The organism is Micromonospora sp. NPDC049282 (assembly GCF_043197045.1).
Classification (GTDB): domain Bacteria; phylum Actinomycetota; class Actinomycetes; order Mycobacteriales; family Micromonosporaceae; genus Micromonospora.
Genome location: NZ_JBICSL010000014.1, coordinates 25,806 through 42,508 on the forward strand (window position 1 = coordinate 25,806; position 16,703 = coordinate 42,508).

General features: G+C 73.1%; 14 protein-coding genes. 8 read left to right on the forward strand and 6 right to left on the reverse strand.

Going from position 1 to position 16,703, the window contains the following annotated elements:
* Window positions 1-109 precede the first annotated feature (109 nt).
* Entirely contained in the window at window positions 110-727 is a 618-nt protein-coding gene (locus ACGFI2_RS21760; protein WP_393519949.1) for a DUF4126 domain-containing protein, read from the reverse strand.
* A gap of 71 nt (window positions 728-798) precedes the next feature.
* Between ACGFI2_RS21760 and nucS the strand changes: the two genes are divergently transcribed.
* Window positions 799-1,458: an endonuclease NucS gene (gene nucS / locus ACGFI2_RS21765; protein WP_393519952.1), complete on the forward strand. Its 660-nt coding sequence runs from the start codon at window positions 799-801 to the stop codon at window positions 1,456-1,458.
* Here nucS and ACGFI2_RS21770 read toward each other — a convergent pair.
* On the reverse strand, window positions 1,455-2,957 hold the full coding sequence (locus tag ACGFI2_RS21770; RefSeq protein ID WP_393519955.1) for an aldehyde dehydrogenase family protein: 1,503 nt from the start codon (window positions 2,955-2,957) through the stop codon (window positions 1,455-1,457). The genes nucS and ACGFI2_RS21770 overlap by 4 nt on opposite strands.
* Window positions 2,958-3,198: 241 nt before the next feature.
* Here ACGFI2_RS21770 and ACGFI2_RS21775 point away from each other — a divergent pair, with 241 nt between their 5' ends.
* The 7 genes from ACGFI2_RS21775 (at window position 3,199) to ACGFI2_RS21805 (ending at window position 9,657) form a co-directional block, all read left to right on the forward strand.
* A complete protein-coding gene (locus tag ACGFI2_RS21775) occupies window positions 3,199-3,645 on the forward strand; it encodes an FHA domain-containing protein (protein WP_393519958.1) in 447 nt (148 codons plus the stop codon).
* 152 nt (window positions 3,646-3,797) lie between these two features.
* Entirely contained in the window at window positions 3,798-4,862 is a 1,065-nt protein-coding gene (locus ACGFI2_RS21780; RefSeq protein WP_393519961.1) for an alpha/beta fold hydrolase, read from the forward strand.
* 122 nt (window positions 4,863-4,984) lie between these two features.
* Window positions 4,985-6,775 carry a 3-hydroxyacyl-CoA dehydrogenase family protein gene (locus ACGFI2_RS21785; protein WP_393519964.1) on the forward strand — a complete coding sequence of 597 codons (1,791 nt, stop codon included), beginning with the start codon at window positions 4,985-4,987 and terminating at the stop codon, window positions 6,773-6,775.
* 41 nt (window positions 6,776-6,816) lie between these two features.
* Entirely contained in the window at window positions 6,817-7,311 is a 495-nt protein-coding gene (locus ACGFI2_RS21790) for a SigE family RNA polymerase sigma factor (RefSeq protein ID WP_393519967.1), read from the forward strand.
* Complete coding sequence (locus ACGFI2_RS21795) at window positions 7,308-8,360, forward strand: hypothetical protein (protein WP_393519970.1); 1,053 nt, start codon at window positions 7,308-7,310, stop codon at window positions 8,358-8,360. The genes ACGFI2_RS21790 and ACGFI2_RS21795 overlap by 4 nt, the downstream gene beginning before the upstream one ends.
* A gap of 94 nt (window positions 8,361-8,454) precedes the next feature.
* A complete protein-coding gene (locus ACGFI2_RS21800) occupies window positions 8,455-8,781 on the forward strand; it encodes a hypothetical protein (protein ID WP_393519973.1) in 327 nt (108 codons plus the stop codon).
* Between the two features lie 66 nt (window positions 8,782-8,847).
* On the forward strand, window positions 8,848-9,657 hold the full coding sequence (locus tag ACGFI2_RS21805) for an alpha/beta hydrolase (RefSeq protein ID WP_393519976.1): 810 nt from the start codon (window positions 8,848-8,850) through the stop codon (window positions 9,655-9,657).
* A 4-nt stretch (window positions 9,658-9,661) separates the two neighbouring features.
* Here the strand turns inward: ACGFI2_RS21805 and ACGFI2_RS21810 are convergent, their stop codons facing one another.
* The 4 genes from ACGFI2_RS21810 to ccrA form a co-directional block, all read right to left on the reverse strand.
* Window positions 9,662-10,735, reverse strand: a complete 1,074-nt coding sequence (locus tag ACGFI2_RS21810; protein ID WP_393520342.1) for an AI-2E family transporter — start codon at window positions 10,733-10,735, stop codon at window positions 9,662-9,664.
* Between the two features lie 562 nt (window positions 10,736-11,297).
* Window positions 11,298-13,274 (reverse strand): hypothetical protein, encoded by a 1,977-nt coding sequence (locus tag ACGFI2_RS21815; RefSeq protein WP_393519979.1) that lies wholly within the window; start codon window positions 13,272-13,274, stop codon window positions 11,298-11,300.
* Between the two features lie 169 nt (window positions 13,275-13,443).
* On the reverse strand, window positions 13,444-14,697 hold the full coding sequence (locus tag ACGFI2_RS21820) for a DivIVA domain-containing protein (protein ID WP_393519982.1): 1,254 nt from the start codon (window positions 14,695-14,697) through the stop codon (window positions 13,444-13,446).
* A gap of 264 nt (window positions 14,698-14,961) precedes the next feature.
* The gene (ccrA, locus tag ACGFI2_RS21825) at window positions 14,962-16,317 is read right to left on the reverse strand and encodes a crotonyl-CoA carboxylase/reductase (protein ID WP_393519985.1); all 1,356 of its coding nucleotides are present in this window, start codon (window positions 16,315-16,317) and stop codon (window positions 14,962-14,964) included.
* Between the last annotated feature and the right edge of the window lie 386 nt (window positions 16,318-16,703).

Below are 16,703 nucleotides of genomic sequence, written 5' to 3' on the forward strand. Positions count from 1 at the left end.
GAAAGATCCACTCCACCTCGGCGAGGTGGCGGCATCGCTCCGGCGTCGACCCCGCCACTTCGGCGACCTGGAGTGGATCTTCGGCGGTGCCCGCCACGAGTGGCGCCGGTCAGACGCGGAAGCCGGCCGCGCGGGCCGCGGCGCGTTCCCGACGTCGGTCCCTGCGGCGGCGGAACAGCCAGACCACGAACGCCACCAGGCCGACCGCGAACACCAGCACCAGCACCGGCAGCAGGATCGCCACCACCGACATGATCACGCTGGTGGCGTCCTCGGCGGTGCTCGCCACCGGCGCGCCGAAGCCGGCCGTGGTCGCGTTGACGATCGGTCGGGCGGCGGCCTTGAGCAGGTGCACGCCGAGCGCGATGAGCACGCCGACGACCACCGGCACCCACTGGTGGGTGGAGAAGAACGTGTCGGGGTCGCTGACCGTCACCGTCTCCGAACCGGACCCGGCGCCGAAGGCCAGACCGCCCGCGGTCGGCCGGACCACGGTCTGCACCATGTCGTTGACGTGGTCGACCACCGGCACCTTGTCGGCCACCACCTCGACCGCCAGCAGGACGGCGAGGATCAGCAGCACCCAGCCGTTGCCGAGCCACTGCCAGCTGCTCGGCAGCTCGATCAGGTTGGTGTAGCGGGCCAGCAGGCCCATCAGCATCAGCGGGATGTAGGCGTTGAGGCCCGCCGAGGCGGCGAGACCGGAACCGGTGAGGACTTCGAGCACGATCTCAATATGGCACCGGTGCGCCAGTGGCGCTCGTCGGCGCCGGCCGAGGACTCGGCTACCCTCGTCGGGTGCGGTTGGTCATTGCGAAGTGCTCGGTGGACTACGTCGGACGACTCTCGGCTCACCTGCCGCCGGCCACCCGGCTGCTCATGGTGAAGGCGGACGGCTCGGTGTCGATCCACGCCGACGACCGGGCCTACAAGCCGTTGAACTGGATGAGCCCGCCGTGCCGGCTGGAGGAGGCGCCCGGCGTGTGGCGGGTGGTCAACAAGGCCGGCGAGGAGCTGCGCATCACCCTGGAGGAGATCTTCCAGGACACCTCGTACGAGCTGGGGGTCGATCCCGGCCTGCGCAAGGACGGCGTCGAGGCGCACCTGCAGGAGCTGCTCGCCGCCAACCCGGGGACGCTGGGGGAGGGCTACACGCTGGTCCGGCGCGAGTACATGACCGCGATCGGCCCGGTCGACCTGCTCTGCCGCGACGCCAACGCGGGCGCGGTCGCGGTCGAGGTGAAGCGGCGCGGCGAGATCGACGGGGTGGAGCAGCTCACCCGCTACCTGGAGCTGATGAACCGCGACCCGCTGCTCGCGCCGGTCACCGGCGTCTTCGCGGCGCAGGAGATCAAGCCGCAGGCGCGGGTGCTCGCCGCCGACCGCGGCATCCGCTGCGTGGTGGTCGACTACGACAGGCTGCGCGGGATCGAGCGCGACGAGCTGACGCTGTTCTAGCGGCCCCGGCCGTACATCAGCTTGGCCACCTTGACCAGGCGGGCGACGTCGGCCGGGGTGCGCTCGAACGTCATCGACGGCAGCAGCGAGCGCGCCCGGCGGCGGGTGACCGCCTTGGCGCGGCCGAACTCGCGCAGCCCGTCCTCGCCGTGGATCCGGCCGAAGCCGGACTCGCCGGTGCCGCCGAACGGCAGCGTCGACATGCCGGCGAAGGTCAGCGCCGAGTTGACCGAGGCCATCCCGGAGCGCAGCCGCCGCGCCACGGCCACCGCCCGCGCCCGGCCGAAGACCGAACCGCCGAGCCCGTACGGCAGCGCGTTGGCGCGTTCGACGGCCTCGTCGACGTCCCGGACCCGGCTGACGGTAAGCGTCGGGCCGAAGGTCTCCTCGCGTACGGCGGCCGAGTCCTCCGGCACGTCGACCAGCACGGTCGGGTGCACGTACGGAGGCTGGACCGCCTCCGGGCCGCCGAGCACCGCCCGGCCGCCCCGGGCGATCGCGTCGTCGATGTGCCGGCGGATGACGTCGATCTGGGACGGCATGGTGATCGGGCCGAGATCCGCCCCCTCGGCGCCCACGGTCAGCCGGCCGGCCTTCGCCACCACCCTGTCGACGAACGCGTCGAAGACCTGGTCGACCGCGTAGACCCGTTCGATGCCGATGCAGGTCTGGCCGGCGTTGGTCAGGCCGCCCCACACGGCCGCCTCGGCCGCGGCGTCCAGGTCGGCGTCCGTGTCGACGATCATCGCGTCCTTGCCGCCGGCCTCCAGCAGCACCGGGGTGAGCGTCTCGGCGCAGGCCGCCATCACCTTCCTGGCGGTGGCGGTCGAGCCGGTGAAGGCCACCTTCGCCACCCCGGAGCGGCACAGCGCGGCGCCGACGTCGCCCAGACCGTGCACCGCCTGGAACACCGGCTGCTCCGGCACCACCTCGGCGAACCGGTCGACCAGCCACTGGCCCACGGCCGGGGTGTACTCGCTGGGCTTGAACACCACCGCGTTGCCGGCGGCCAGCGCGTAGGCGGCGGAGCCGATCGGGGTGAAGACCGGGTAGTTCCACGGGCCGATCACCCCGACCACCCCGTACGGCTGGTATTCCAGGTGGCCGGTGAACTCGGCGAGGATCAGCCGGGAGCGGACCCGCCGGGGACCGAGCACCCGCCGGGCGTTGCGCGCGGCCCAGTCGATGTGCTCCAGCGCGGTGAGGATCTCGACCACGGCGTCGCCGACCGGCTTGCCGCCCTCGGTGTGCATCAGCTCGGCCAGTTCCTCGATGCGCCGGGCGAGCACGCCGCGCCAACGCAGGAGCCGGTCCCGCCGGCCGGTGAAGCCGAGCCCGGCCCACCAGTCGGCGGCGGCGCGGGCCCGGTCGACGGCGGCACGCACGTCCGCCTCCGCCGCCACCGGGAGCCGGCCCGCCTCAGCGCCGGTCGCCGGGCTGGTCGACACCAGTCGGCCGTCGGAGATGAGCGGGGTCCCGGGGACATGCACGGCGGTCATGGCCGCAGTCTAGACCCGAATATTACTCACCGGTAGGTGCCGCGGGGCCCGCACGCTGCCCGTACCGACAGTCATCACATTGACACAAGTTAATGGCCGAACACGCCCTTCCCGGCCGTCCGAACGGCGAACGGGAGATGACCACCCGGGGTCGCGGTGATGACCGCGCGGCGGTGGGAGCCACTACGGTGAGATGGCAGGCTGACGCCGCGGGGCGATGTGGGGTGGAGGTCGACTGTCCATGGAGGAGCATCCTGAGCTGATGCCGTTGCTGACGGTGTCGGGTGGGGCGATGCGAGGGCTCAGTTTCCGGGTCGGACGGGGCGTGCAGGTGATCGGCCGGGCGCCGAACGCCGATGTCGTGCTCGCCGATCCACACCTGAGCCGCCGGCACGCGAGCGTCCAGGCCACCCCGGAAGGGGTGCTGCTCACCGATCTCGGCTCCACCAACGGCACCTGGCTCAACGACACGCGGATCACCGGCAGCGTGCCGATCTCCGACGGGGACGTGGTCCGACTCGGCCGCACCGACCTGCGCCTCTACGACCCGGGCGTGGCCCGCACCGACCCGGTCGGGATGAGCTTCGGCCGGCCGCGCCGCGACCAGCGGCCCACGCTGCCGCTGCCCGTTCCGGCGCCGCGGCAGCCGATCGAGTCGCGCGAGGCGCAGCCGGTCGACGCCGGCTGACCCACCCACCACCACCCACCACGCCCGCTTTCACGGAATGCGTGGCCATCCGGGGCCGGACAGCCACGCATTCCGTGAAACAGAGCGCGCGGGGGGTGGGTGTGGGGGTTGGGCACGTGGTTTCGGGGTCGGTGGTGTGGCAGCATGCGCGGATGCGGAGCGTGCGGCAGACGGTTCAGGCGAACGGCATCACCCAGGCGGTCCGGGTGGCCGGCCCGTCCGACGGCGTGCCGGTGCTGCTGGTGCACGGCAACGTCTCGTCGTCGGCGTTCTGGGAGCCGCTGCTGCCCCGGCTGCCCGAGACGCTCCGGGTGATCGCGCCCGACCTGCGCGGATACGGCGAGACCGACACCGCCCCGGTCGACGCCACCCGAGGGCTCGGTGACTTCGCCGACGACGTGGCCGCCCTGCTCGACGCACCCGGGCTGTTCGCGCCCGGCGTCCGGCCGGTGGTGGTCGGCCACTCGCTCGGCGGCGGGGTGGCGATGCGGCTGCTGGTCGACCGTCCGGAACGGGTGGCCGGGCTGCTGCTGGCGGCGCCGGTCTCGCCGTACGGCTTCGGTGGCACCCGGGACCTCGACGGCACCCCCACCACGCCCGACTTCGCCGGCACCGGGGCGGGCGGCGCCAACCCCGACTTCGTGGCCCGGCTCGCCGGCGGTGACCGGGGCGCCGACGGCCCCACCAGCCCGCGCAACGTCCTGCGCGCCGCCTACGTGGCCGACCCGGCGTCGCTCGGCGACCACGAGGACCTGCTGCTGGAGAGCATGCTGACCACCGTCACCGGGGACGACAACTATCCCGGCACCGCGGTCGGCTCGGCCCACTGGCCGGGGACCGCCGCCGGGCGGCGCGGCGTGCTCAACGCGCTGGCCCCGGCCCACTTCCGGCTCGCCGACGAGCTGGTCGCCGTGCCGGTCAAGCCGCCGGTGACCTGGGTACGCGGCGACGCCGACGTGATCGTCTCGGACACCTCGCTGTTCGACCTGGCGTACCTCGGTCAGCTCGGGATCGTGCCCGGCTGGCCCGGCGCGGACGAGTGCCCGCCGCAGCCGATGGTCGGCCAGACCCGCGCGGTGCTGGACCGGTACGCGGCGGCCGGCGGAGCCTACCGGGAGGTGGCGCTGCCGGGCTGCGGGCACAGCCCGCACCTGGAGCGGCCGGCCGAGTTCGTCGCCGAACTGCTGGCGCTCGCCGGGGTGGTCGCGTCCGCCTGAGGCGGAGTGCGTGAAATATCCCACGGCGTCTCGACAACACAGCGTCACGTGGCAGACTCCGGCGCATAACCTTAGCGTCCGTTCAAGTCGGCAACGGCGGAGTCAACCGAGGGAGGCCGGTCGTGGCGCGCGAGTTCACCAGGGTGGGTGTGGTGGGTCTGGGCACCATGGGTGCCGGCATCGTCGAGGTGTTCGCCCGCAACGGGCTCGACGTGACCGCCGTGGAGATCTCCGATGCCGCGCTGGAGCGGGGCCGGGCCACGCTGACCAGCTCCACCGACCGTGCCGTGGCCAAGGGCAAGCTCGCCGAGGCGGACCGGGACGCGCTGATGTCGCGGGTCGACTTCCGGGTCGGGCTGGACGCCCTGCACGACGTGGACCTGGTGATCGAGGCGGTGCCCGAGCACCTGGACCTGAAGCAGCGGATCTTCGCCGAGCTGGACCGGGTCTGCAAGCCCGAGACCATCCTCGCCACCAACACGTCGTCGCTGAGCGTCACCGAGATCTCCGTCGCCACCACCCGGCCGAACCAGGTCATCGGCATCCACTTCTTCAACCCGGCACCGGTGATGAAACTGGTCGAGGTGGTCCGCACCGTGGTCACCTCCGCCGAGGTGGTGGCCGACGTGGAGGCGCTCTGCGAGCGGCTCGGCAAGGTCGACGTGACCATCAGCGACCGGGCCGGTTTCATCGCCAACGCGCTGCTCTTCGGCTACCTGAACCACGCGGTCGGCATGTTCGAGGCCCGCTACGCCACCCGCGAGGACATCGACGCCGCCATGAAGCTCGGCTGCGGCCTGCCGATGGGCCCGCTGGCGCTGATGGACCTGATCGGCCTGGACACCGCGTACGAGATCCTCGACACGATGTACCGGCGCGGCGGCCGGGACCGCCGGCACGCCCCGGCCCCGCTGCTCAAGCAGATGGTCACCGCCGGGCTGCTCGGCCGGAAGTCCGGGCGCGGCTTCTACACCTACGAGCGACCGGGCTCGCCGAAGGTCGTACCCGACGAGCACACGCCGGTGGCCGCGGACGCCGCGCTCGCCGACGGCGCCCGGGCGGTCGCGAAGGTGGGTGTCGTCGGGTCGGGCACCATGGCCACCGGCATCATCGAGGTCTTCGCCAAGGCCGGCTACGAGATCGTCTCGGTGACCCGGGGCGCGGAGAAGTCCGCCAAGGTCTGCGAGGCGGTCAAGACCTCGCTCAACAAGGGCGTGGTCCGGGGCAAGCTCGCCGAGGCCGACCGGGACGCCGCGATGGGCCGGATCACCTGGTCCGCCACGCTGGAGCACCTCGCCGACGTCGACCTGGTGGTCGAGGCCGTGGTCGAGGAGCTGAGCGTCAAGAAGGCGCTGTTCGCCAGCCTGGACGAGATCTGCAAGCCGGGCGTGGTGCTCGCCACCACCACCTCGTCGCTGCCGGTGATCGACGTGGCGATGGCGACCCAGCGGCCGGCCGACGTGATCGGCCTGCACTTCTTCAACCCGGCGCCGATCATGCCGCTGGTGGAGGTGGTCCGGACCATCCGCACCTCCGCCGAGACGTCGGCCACCGCCCGCGCGGTCTGCGCGGCGATGGGCAAGACCGGCGTGGTCTGCGGCGACCGGTCCGGCTTCATCGTCAACGCGCTGCTCTTCCCCTACCTGAACGACGCGGTGAAGATGCTGGAGGCCAGCTACTCCACCGCCGACGACATCGACTACGCGATGAAGCTCGGCTGCGGCTACCCGATGGGCCCGTTCGAGCTGCTCGACGTGGTCGGCCTGGACGTCTCGCTGGCCATCCAGCGGGAGCTCTACCTGGAACTGCGTGAGCCCGGCTTCGCCCCGGCGCCGCTGCTGGAGCACCTGGTCACCGCCGGCTACCTGGGCCGCAAGAGCGGCCGCGGGTTCCGCGACCACACCAACCGCTGAGCGGAGTCAACGGCCAGCGCCGGTGACGGCGTCATGAGGGTGTGACCTTCGAGGAGTACGTCGGCAGCCGGGGCCCGGCCCTGTTGCGCCTGGCCCGGCTGCTGACCGGCGACGCGCACCGCGCCGAGGACCTGACCCAGGACGTGCTGGCCCGCGCGTACGTGCACTGGCGGCGGATCGCCCGGGCAGACCGGCCCGACGTGTACGTGCGCCGGATGCTTGTCAACGCCAACAACTCCTGGTGGCGGCGGCGCTCCAGCCGCGAGCTGGCGGTGGACACGTTCGCCGAGCGGCCCCAGCGGGGCGACCTCGACGGCGAGGCGGCCGACCGGGACGAGATGTGGCGGCTGATCCGCGCCCTGCCCGACCGCCAGCGTGCCGTGCTCGTGCTGCGCTACTACGAGGACCTGGACGACCACACGATCGCCCAGATCCTCGACTGCTCCCCGGTCACCGTCCGCACCCACGCGATGCGGGCGCTCACCCACCTCCGGGAGCGCTGCGGCGTCCCGACGACCAAGGGGAGCCGGCCGTGACCGACCTCGACCAGCGGATCGCCTCGGTGCTGCGGGAGCGCGCCGACGGGGAGATCGACGCCCGCCGCCTGCTGCGCGGCTCCCGCGCGCTCGGCCGGCGCCGACAGGCCCGCCGCCGGGTCTCCGCCGGGACCGCGCTCGCCCTGGTCGGCGTGCTCGGCTTCGTCGGCGCGGTCCGGGGGGACGTGGGCGGGCTGGCCGGGCGGATGCCCTGGGCCGCCACCACGCCGGGGGTGACGCCGCCCCCGGTCCCGCCGCTCGCCGACGGGGTGCCTGGCGCGGCCACCGAGCCGGCCCGGGTCGCCACCGATCCGCAGGTGCTGCACTTCGCCGTCGATCCGGCGCAGGCCCGGTACCTGGGCTGGTCGGCCCGGCGGGACGACGTCGAGTCCATCCGCTTCACCGTGGGCGGCGGGCGACCCGTCCTGGTCGAGGTGAGTCGCTCCCGCGACCTGCTGAGCCAGGGCGGCGTCGAGGGGTTCAGCTTCGACGCCGGGGCGGAGCCGTTGCCGTTCGACGGCAGCTTCCGCCAGGTCGACGGCACGGGGGGCGGGATGATCCTCTCGTGGCGGCCGGTGGCCGGACTGTACGCGCGGGCGAGCACGCCCGGCACGGACCGGGACGCGCTGCGCCGGGCCGTCGAGGCGGTGCGGTGGGACGAGGCCCGGCGATGCGCCGGTCCGATGCGGCTCACCACCCTGCCGCCGGCGGCGACGGTGGTGAGCTGCGGCGTCGACGTCTCCTCGTTCCCCGGCGGGGTGAACGTGTACCTCTCGGTGGCGCGGGGGACGAACGCGACCATGCGAGTGCGCTTCGACTACGCCGGCGGGATAGCCGGGAGCCGCGACGCCGGCAACCGGACCGTCGCCGGCCGCCCCGCTTACCTCAGCCCGGACGCCACCGAGTTGGAGCTGCTCGGCATCCCGAAGGCACACCTGATCGCCACCTTCGGCGGGTTCGACAAGGGTTTTTCCGAGGCCGAGGCGGCGGCGGTGCTGGCCGGAGCGCGCCTGGCGGAGCATCCGACCGACCCGAAGACCTGGCCCTGACCGGCCACCACCCGCGGGATCCTGGTACGGAACCGCCCCCGGAGGGGCGCGCCCGTACCAAGATCGCTCGGAGGTGAGCCGTAGGCTGGGGATCGTGAGTCCCCGTCGCAATCGGCCCCGCCGGGAAGAAGACACCGGCCTGGACGCCGAACGAGCCCGGCACGGCGTGCCGACCGTGCAGCAGTGGCGCGACGGCGACTGGCAGGTACGCGGGATCAGCGGCGGCGCGTCCGCCAAGACGTACCGTTGTCCCGGCTGTGACCAGGAGATCCGTCCGGGAGTGCCGCACCTGGTGGCCTGGCCGGCCGACGACCGGGGTGACCTGACCGACCGCCGGCACTGGCACAGCGGTTGCTGGCGGGCCCGGGACCGCCGCGCCCCGAACCTCCAGCGCGGTCGGGGCGCCCCCCGCCACGGCTGAGCGATCTGGATCACCCGGTTCCCGCCCCGGCGGGCGGCGCGGCCGGCGACGCGGGAGACTGGCACGGTGAGCACTCCGATCCGCGCGTCGTCGATCCTGCCCGGCCGCCGGGAGGACATCGAGCTGCACACCGCCGACGGGCTGACGCTTGTCGGCGAGCTGGCCCGGCCGCTGGAACGCGAGCCGGTCGGCACGTTGATCTGCCTGCACCCGCTGCCCACCCACGGCGGGATGATGGACAGCCACGTGTTCCGCAAGGCGGCCTGGCGGCTGCCCGCGCTGGCCGACCTGGCCGTGCTCCGGTTCAACACCCGGGGCACCAGCAGCGTCCGGGGCACCAGCGAGGGGGCGTTCGACAACGCCGTCGGCGAGCGGTTCGACGTGGCCGCCGCGATCGAGTACGCCGATTTCCACGAGCTGCCGAACATCTGGCTGGTGGGCTGGTCGTTCGGCACCGACCTGGTGCTGAAGCACGGCTGCGACCCGGCGGTGGTCGGCGCGATCCTGCTCTCCCCGCCGTTGCGCTTCTCCGCCCCGGAGGACCTCGCGGTCTGGGCCGAGTCGGGCCGTCCGCTGACCGCTCTGGTACCGGAGTTCGACGACTACCTGCGCCCCGACGAGGCACGGCAGCGCTTCGCCGCCGTGCCGCAGGCCGAGGTGGTCGGCGTGCCCGGCGGCAAGCACCTCTGGGTCGGCGACGCGGAGACGGTGCTCGACGAGATCGTCCGGCGGATCGCCCCGGCCGTGCCACTGCCGCTGCCGACCACCTGGGACGGCCCGATGGAGACGGGCGACGTCAGCTCGTACGCCGACCGCACGGTCGCCGCGTTCGCCGACACCCCGGTCCCCGGGCCCGCGCAGCGCAGCGCCGAGTAGCGTCTCAGCGCGCGTCCTGCCGCGGCAGCACCACCTCGCGCAGGATCAACTGCAACGCGGCCACCGTGGGGATGGCGATCAGCGCACCCACCACGCCCAGCAGCGACACCCCGAGCAGCGCGGCGAGCAGCGCGGCCACCTCGTTTACCGACACCGCCCGGCGCATGATCTTCGGGTAGATCAGGTAGTTCTCCACCTGCTGGTAGACCACGAAGAACACCAGGCAGGCGATGCCCACCGGCAGGTCGGTGGCGAGGCCGACCAGGGTCACCACCACCGCGCCCAGGGTCGCGCCGATCTGCGGGATCAGGTCGGTCACCGCCACCACCACGGCCAGGGCGAACGGGTACGGCAGGCCGACCACCATCGCGAACACGAACGTGCTCGTCCCGGCCAGCACCGCGATGGCCAGCGCGCCGACCATGTACGCGCCGACCCGGGTCAGGATCTCGTCGCCGATCAGCCGCACCCGCTCCCGGCGCGAGTGCGGCACCAGCGCGTACCCGAGGCTGCGCAGCTTGTCGAAGTAGGCCAGGAAGTAGATCGTCAGCACCAGCACGGTCAGCACCCGGAAGATCGTGCCGAAGATCAGTTGCGCCCCCCCGAGCACGCCGCCGAGCGCCCGGCCGACCGTGTCGGCGTTCGCCGCCGACCGGACCCGCTCCATCACGTCGTACCGCACCACGAGATCGTTGACGGTGGGATTGCGGCGCAGATCCTCGACGTAGCCGGGTAGCTGCTGGACGAACTGCCCGGACTGGGTCACCACCGGGGGCACCAGCGCCAGCAGCCCGCCGACGATCAGCAGCAGCACGGTAAGCGTCACCACCGCCACGGCCAACCCGTGCGGCAGCCCCCAGCGGCGCAGCCGGACCACCGCCGGATGCAGGCCGACCGCCAGGAAGAGCGCGATCACCACCAGCACCAGGATGCCGGCCGAGTTCCGGACGCCCAGGAAGACCGCGTACGCCAGCAGCACGCCGAGCGCGCCGGTGAACCCGACCAGGAAGCTGTTGCGCCGCAGCGGCCGCCCGGGCAGGCCGAAGCGCCCGGACGGCTCGAACTCGCCCGGCTCGATCTCGCTGACGGCACTGTCGACCCGGGCGGTCCGGTCGCCGGGTCCCGGCCGACCGGCGGGCGCGTCGCCGGTGGCCTCGGGTCCCGGCCGACCGGCGGGCGCGTCGCCGGTGGCCTCGGGGCCTGGTCGTCGGGCGGGGTTGTCGGCGGTGGCGTCGAGGCGGCCTGGTCGTCGGGCGGGGTTGTCGGCGGTGGCGTCGAGGCGGCCTGGTCGTCGGGCGGGAGTGTCGCCCGGTGCGGCGGCTTCGCCCGGGGTCGCCGGCGCGCGTTGCGGGTCGTCGGGTTCGGAGGCCGGGCGCAGCGTCCCGAACGGGTCGTCGTCCGGGGCGGCGGATCCCTCCTGCGACACCCGCGCCTCCCCGACTCCCCGCTGCTCCGACCGGCACCTCGGAGCGACCTCGTGACGGACCGCGCCTGCCGGTGCGATCCTCTGCCCGCAGGTTAGCCGTCGCCGCGCGCGGCGACCATCCCCTCCACCACACATCGGCGCCAGTACGGGGAGGTGGTGAGGTCCCGGCGCACGGAACACCGCCGTTCCACCGAGCTGGTGTGGATCTCTCGGGTCAGTCCTTGTCGACGGTGACCGTGCTGGGCTTGGCGCTGCGCTCGTCGGTGGTGGGCTTGGTCGGGCGCTTGCCGTTCTCACCGGTACTGGTGATCTTCGTGGGGGTGGCGCCCCGGCCACCCTCGCCCGGCACGGCGGCCACGGTGGGCTCACCGTCGACGCCCGCGCCGACGGCCGAGTCCATCGTCGTCACGGGCTCGGCGATCGGCTTCGCCTGCCCGGCCTCCGCCGGCTCGCCTGTCGACCGGTTCCCACCCTTCTCCGGCCCGGCGCCGTGGGCCGTCACCGCGGCGGTGCCCTTAGTCGCGCCGTTGACGGAGGTGGCCAGGTCACCGGGGTCGACCGGGGTGGCCGCGATGCCGGCCGAGTCGGCGTCCCGGCGCAGCGCCGTGAGCCGGCTCTCCAGGTCGTCGGACTCCTGCCGGGACCTCCACGTCTCGGTGCGCAGGTCGGCCAGCTCCTGCTGCGCCTTGGCGATCTCCAGCATCACCTGGGCGAGCTGCTGTCGGCCGGCGGCCACCTCCTGCTGGGTGGCGGCGAGGTGCTGCTGGGTGGTGGCCAGGTGCTGCTGGGTCGTGGCCGCGTACTCCTCGAACTGGCGGCGCGAGGCCGCGACGTGCTCGTCGGCCTTGCGGCGCTGCTCGGTGGCGCCCGCCTCGGCCCGGCGCAGCAGTTCGGCGGCCTCCAGCTCGGCCTGTTGCCGCATGGTGAGCGCGTCGGACTCGGCGGCCTGCCGGATGCTCGCGGCGTTCCGCTCGATCTCGTCGCGCCGGGTCGCGTACGCCTGCTCCAGCTCCTCGTGCCGAGTGGTGTGTTGCTTGTCCAACTCGTCGCGGCGCTTGGCGAACTCCTGCTCGGCGGCGGCGCGACGCTGGGCCAGCTCCTTCTCCGCCTTCTCCCGCTGCCCGGCCACCTCCTTCTCGACCCCGGCCCGCCAGGCGCCCAGTTCCTGCTGGGTCTGGGCGCGGGACTGCTGCACGTACGCCTCGGTCTCGGTGCGCATCCGCTGCACGTACGCCTCGACCTCGGCGCGGTTGCGCTTGCCGGACTCGACGGCCTCGGTGGTGAGCCGGTTGGCCTCGGTGCGGGCCCGGCCGCGGGTGGCCTTCGCGGCCTCCTCCGCGTCGTCCACGATCTTCTTGGCCTCGGCCAGCGCCTTGGCGTGGGTGGCCCGGCCGGCCTCGGCGGCGGCGTCGGTGAGCCGCTTGGCCTCCTGCTGGCCCTTGGCGTGCACCTCCTTGGCCGCCTCGCGCAGCTGGTTGGCCTCCTGCTGGGCCTTGGCCAGCGCCTCCTTGGCCGACTCGCGCAGCCGCGCGGCCTCCTGCTGGGCGCGGGAGTGGATCTCCTTGGCGGTGTCCCGCAGCTGGGTGGCCTCCTGCTGGGCCTTGGCCAGCGCGTCCTGGGCGGTCCGGCGCAGCTTCTCGGCCTCGTCCTGGGCGGCCGTACGCAGCTTCGTGGACTCGTCCTTGGCGGCCTTCAGCGTGGCCTCCGCCTCGGCCTTGCGGGCGGCGGTGTGCCGCTCCTCCTCGGACCGGCGGGCGGCGAGCGCGATCTCGAAGTCCTTGAGGGCCTGCGCGGCCTGCTCCCGGGCCTCCTCGACGATGTGCTCGGCGGCGGCCCGGCGGGCCTCGATCTCCTCGTTGGCGGCGACGAGGATGTCGTCGGCCTGCTCCTCGGCCATGGTGAGGATCTGCTCCACCCGGGGACCGAGGTGCCGGAACGAGGCGCGGTCGACCTCGCCCACCTGCTTGCGCACCTGGGCGAGGTCGCGTTGCAACACCTCGACCTGGCCCGCCAGCTTGTGGATCTGGGTGTATGCCTGCTCCCGCTCGGTGGTCAGCGCCGCGATCTCGTGCTCCGCGCGGGCGACGTAGCGGTCGACCTGTCGTTTCTCATATCCCCGCAGCGCGGACTCGAAGCTGGGTTCCGTGGTTACGTCCCCGCCGAGCGCGAACAGTTCCTCGCCGTGCGACATGCCCCCATCCTCACACGCATCCGGCTCTGTGGGGGCGATACGGACGCCCCTTCTGGGACCTACTTCACCCTCGTGGCGAAACGGGCCGGGGAAAGCATGACGGCGCGGAGTGGCACCGGTGACCCGGTGTCACTCCGCGCCGCGGCGCATGCCCCGTCAGCGGTGGTGCTCAGCCGGCCGACTCGGCCGTGACCTTCTGCCCGGCCGCGTCGGCCTTCGGCGCCTCGGCCTTGTTGCCGGCCGCCGGCACGCCCGGGACGATGCCGGCCAAGCCGGAGAGCATCTGCCCGAGCTGTGAGGTCACCGCGTCCTTCTGGCGGGTGAGGTCCTCGACCTCGCGGCGGGCCGCCTGGGTGGTCAGCTCGGCCTCGGTGCGGGCCTCGTTGAGCACCCGCTGCGACTCGGCCCGGGCCTCGTTCAGCGTCTTGTCGGCCAGCGCCTTGGCCTTGTCGACGGTGTCGTTGGCGGTGCGCTCGGACTCGACCCGGCGAGCCTCGGCCCGCTGCTCGATCTCCTTCGCCCGCTCCTGGGCGGCCCGGGCCCGCTGCTCGGCCTCGTTGACCATCTTCTGGGTCTGGCTGACCTGGGCGGCGTGCCGCGCCGACTCCTCGCGCTCGGCCTTCTCGCGCCGCTCGGCGAGCTGGAGCTCCAGGGCCTGCAGGTCCTTGTCGCGCTTGTCGCGCGCGTCGGTGAGCAGCTTGGTGGCCTCGGCCCGCTTCTCCTCAGCCTCCCGGCCGGCCTTGGCCCGCTGCTGGGTGATCTCCCGCTCGGCGGTGGCGCGCAGCGTGGCGACCTCCCGCTCGACGGTCGACTTCAGCTCGGCCACCTCGTGCGCGGTGACCGTACGCAGCTGCTTGGTCTCCCGGTCGGCGTCGGCGCGCAGGGTGTCCGCCTCCCGACGGGCCTGCACGCGCACCTCGGCGGCCTCGCGCTCGGCGGCGGTGCGGACGCTGCCGGCCTCGCGCTCGGCGGTGGCCTTCATGGCGGCCGCCTCGGCGCGCGCCTTGTCGGTGATCTCCCGGGCCTCGAGGCGGGCGGCGGAGAGGATGCCCTCCGACTCGCGCTTGGCCTCGTTGCGGTGGTCGTTGGCCTGCTCCTCGGCCAACCGGAGGATCTGCTCGACGCGGGTGCCCAGGCCGGAGAGGGTCGGCCGGCTGTTCTCCTCGAGCTGCTTGTTGGTCTCGGTGAGCTTCTGCTCGAGCGCGCCCTGGCGCTGCTCGGCCTGCCGGAGGCGGCGCTGGGCGTCGTTCATCCGCTGCTCGGCCTCGGCGCGGGCCTGCTCGGACTGGCTCAGTGCGGCGCTCAGCCGGCCGATGAAGTCGTCGACCTGGTTGGTGTTGTAACCGCGCAGGCCAACAGTGAAATCGGGCTGTGAGTTCGCGTTATCGAAGAACGCAAGAGGGGAGGACTGCTGCTGGGGCATTGGGACATACTCGCAGACGCCCCAGGGTGGTTCGCAAGAGTGGCCGGCAGCTTTCGCGTCCTCTTCACATGGTCAACTCGCACGACCGGCGGGACCGGACGAATCGGCGATCTTGGCAGGTCCCGGGCGCGGCGGGCGTCGCGGCGGCGGCGCCGGGAAAGGGCCGCGGGTCGGTGCCCGCGGCCCTTTGTCCGCACGACTGTCCGCACGCCGGTCGAATGGCGTCACGGTCGGCCGAAAAGGCAATCCGGCGTCACCGTACGGTCAGTGTCCGCGAAACCTGTTGATCGCGCTTTCGTGCCGGGACCGCAGCTCGGTGTCCCGCACGCCGAGCCCGTCGGTGGGCGCCAGGCAGCGCACGCCGACCTTGCCCTGGTGCGCGTTGCGGTGCACCTCGTACGCGGCCTGGCCGGTCTGCTCCAGCGGGTAGGTCCTCGACACGGTCGGGTGCACCCTGCCGAGCGCGACCAGCCGGTTGGCCTGCCACGCCTCGTGGTAGTTGGCGAAGTGGCTGCCCACGATGCGCTTGAGGTGCATCCAGAGGTAGCGGTTGTCGTACTGGTGCAGGAAGCCGCTGGTGGAGGCGCAGGTGACGATCGTGCCGCCCTTCTTGGCGACGTAGACGCTGGCGCCGAAGGTCTCCCGGCCCGGGTGCTCGAACACGATGTCCGGGTCCTCGCCGCCGGTCAGCTCCCGGATCCGCTCGCCGAACCGGCGCCACTCGTCCTGGTCCTGGGTCTGTTCGTCCTTCCAGAACCGGAACCCCTCGGCGGTGCGGTCGATGACCAGTTCGGCGCCCATCTTCCGGCACAGCTCGGCCTTCTCCGGCGAGGAGACCACGCAGACCGGGATCGCGCCCCCGTTGAGCGCCATCTGGGTGGCGTAGCCGCCCAGGCCGCCGGAGGCGCCCCAGATCAGCACCACGTCGCCCTGCTTCATGTTCGCGCCGTGGTGCGAGACGAGCTGCCGGTAGGCGGTGGAGTTGACCAGCCCGGGGCTGGCCGCCTCCTCCCAGCTCAGGTGGCGCGGCTTCGGCATCAGCTGGTTGGCCTTGACCACGGCCAGCTCGGCCAGGCCGCCGAAGTTGGTCTCGAAGCCCCAGATCCGCTGCTGCGGGTCGAGCATGGTGTCGTCGTGGCCGGCGGCGTCCTCCAGCTCGACCGACAGGCAGTGCGCGACCACCTCGTCGCCGGCCTTCCACCGGGTCACCCCGGGTCCGGTCCGCAGCACCACGCCGGCCGCGTCCGAGCCCACCACGTGGTACGGCAGGTCGTGCCGGCGGGTCAGCTCGGAGAGCCGGCCGTAGCGCTGGAGGAACTTGAACGTGGGCAGCGGCTCGAAGATGCTCGTCCACACCGTGTTGTAGTTGATCGCGCTGGCCATCACGGCGACCAGGGCCTCGCCCGGAGCCAACTCGGGGGTGGGCACCTCCTGGACGTGCAGGGCCTTGCGCGGGTCCTTGTCCCGGGTGGCCATGCCGTCGAACATCCGGGTGTCCTCGGCGCGCACCACCACGCCGCGGTAGCTCTCCGGCACCGGCAGGCCGGCCAGGCCGGCGAGTTCCCGCTCCGGCTGCGTCGAGCCCTCCGCCGCCATGATCGCTTCAAGGATGTCCTGCACGGTGACCTCCCGTTCGTCAACACCCACGCCGGGGGGGCAGGGGTGCTGCCATCGTCGGCGCCGGTGCGACGGGACCACCATGTCGGCAATCGACACATCCGGCACCGGTCGCGTTCCTGTGGGGCCGGACGTTACTGAACGGTAGCTAGGGTCGGAAGCCCTCTGTGAAAAACTGCATCGGCCGATGCGTGGAGATGTCCGTGGGAACGTGCAACCGCGCATGGCCGCGCGTCTTCCCACGTGTTAGGAGGGGCGGGGGGGGGGGGGGGGGGGGGGGGGGGGGGGGGGGGCCCCCGGGGGGGGGGGGGGGGGGGGGGGGGGGCGGGGCACGGGGCGGCTCGGGTGGGGCGTCGTGTCCGTGCTCCTGGGCGTACGCGGCGCGCCGG

Excerpts from the sequence above, each read along its gene's own strand:
- ACGFI2_RS21770 (WP_393519955.1), bottom strand. The coding sequence starts at position 2,957 with ATGACCGCCGTGCATGTCCCCGGGACCCCGCTCATCTCCGACGGCCGA.
- ACGFI2_RS21775 (WP_393519958.1), top strand. The coding sequence starts at position 3,199 with ATGGAGGAGCATCCTGAGCTGATGCCGTTGCTGACGGTGTCGGGTGGG.
- ACGFI2_RS21780 (WP_393519961.1), top strand. The coding sequence starts at position 3,798 with ATGCGGAGCGTGCGGCAGACGGTTCAGGCGAACGGCATCACCCAGGCG.
- ACGFI2_RS21815 (WP_393519979.1), bottom strand. The coding sequence starts at position 13,274 with ATGTCGCACGGCGAGGAACTGTTCGCGCTCGGCGGGGACGTAACCACG.
- ACGFI2_RS21820 (WP_393519982.1), bottom strand. The coding sequence starts at position 14,697 with ATGCCCCAGCAGCAGTCCTCCCCTCTTGCGTTCTTCGATAACGCGAAC.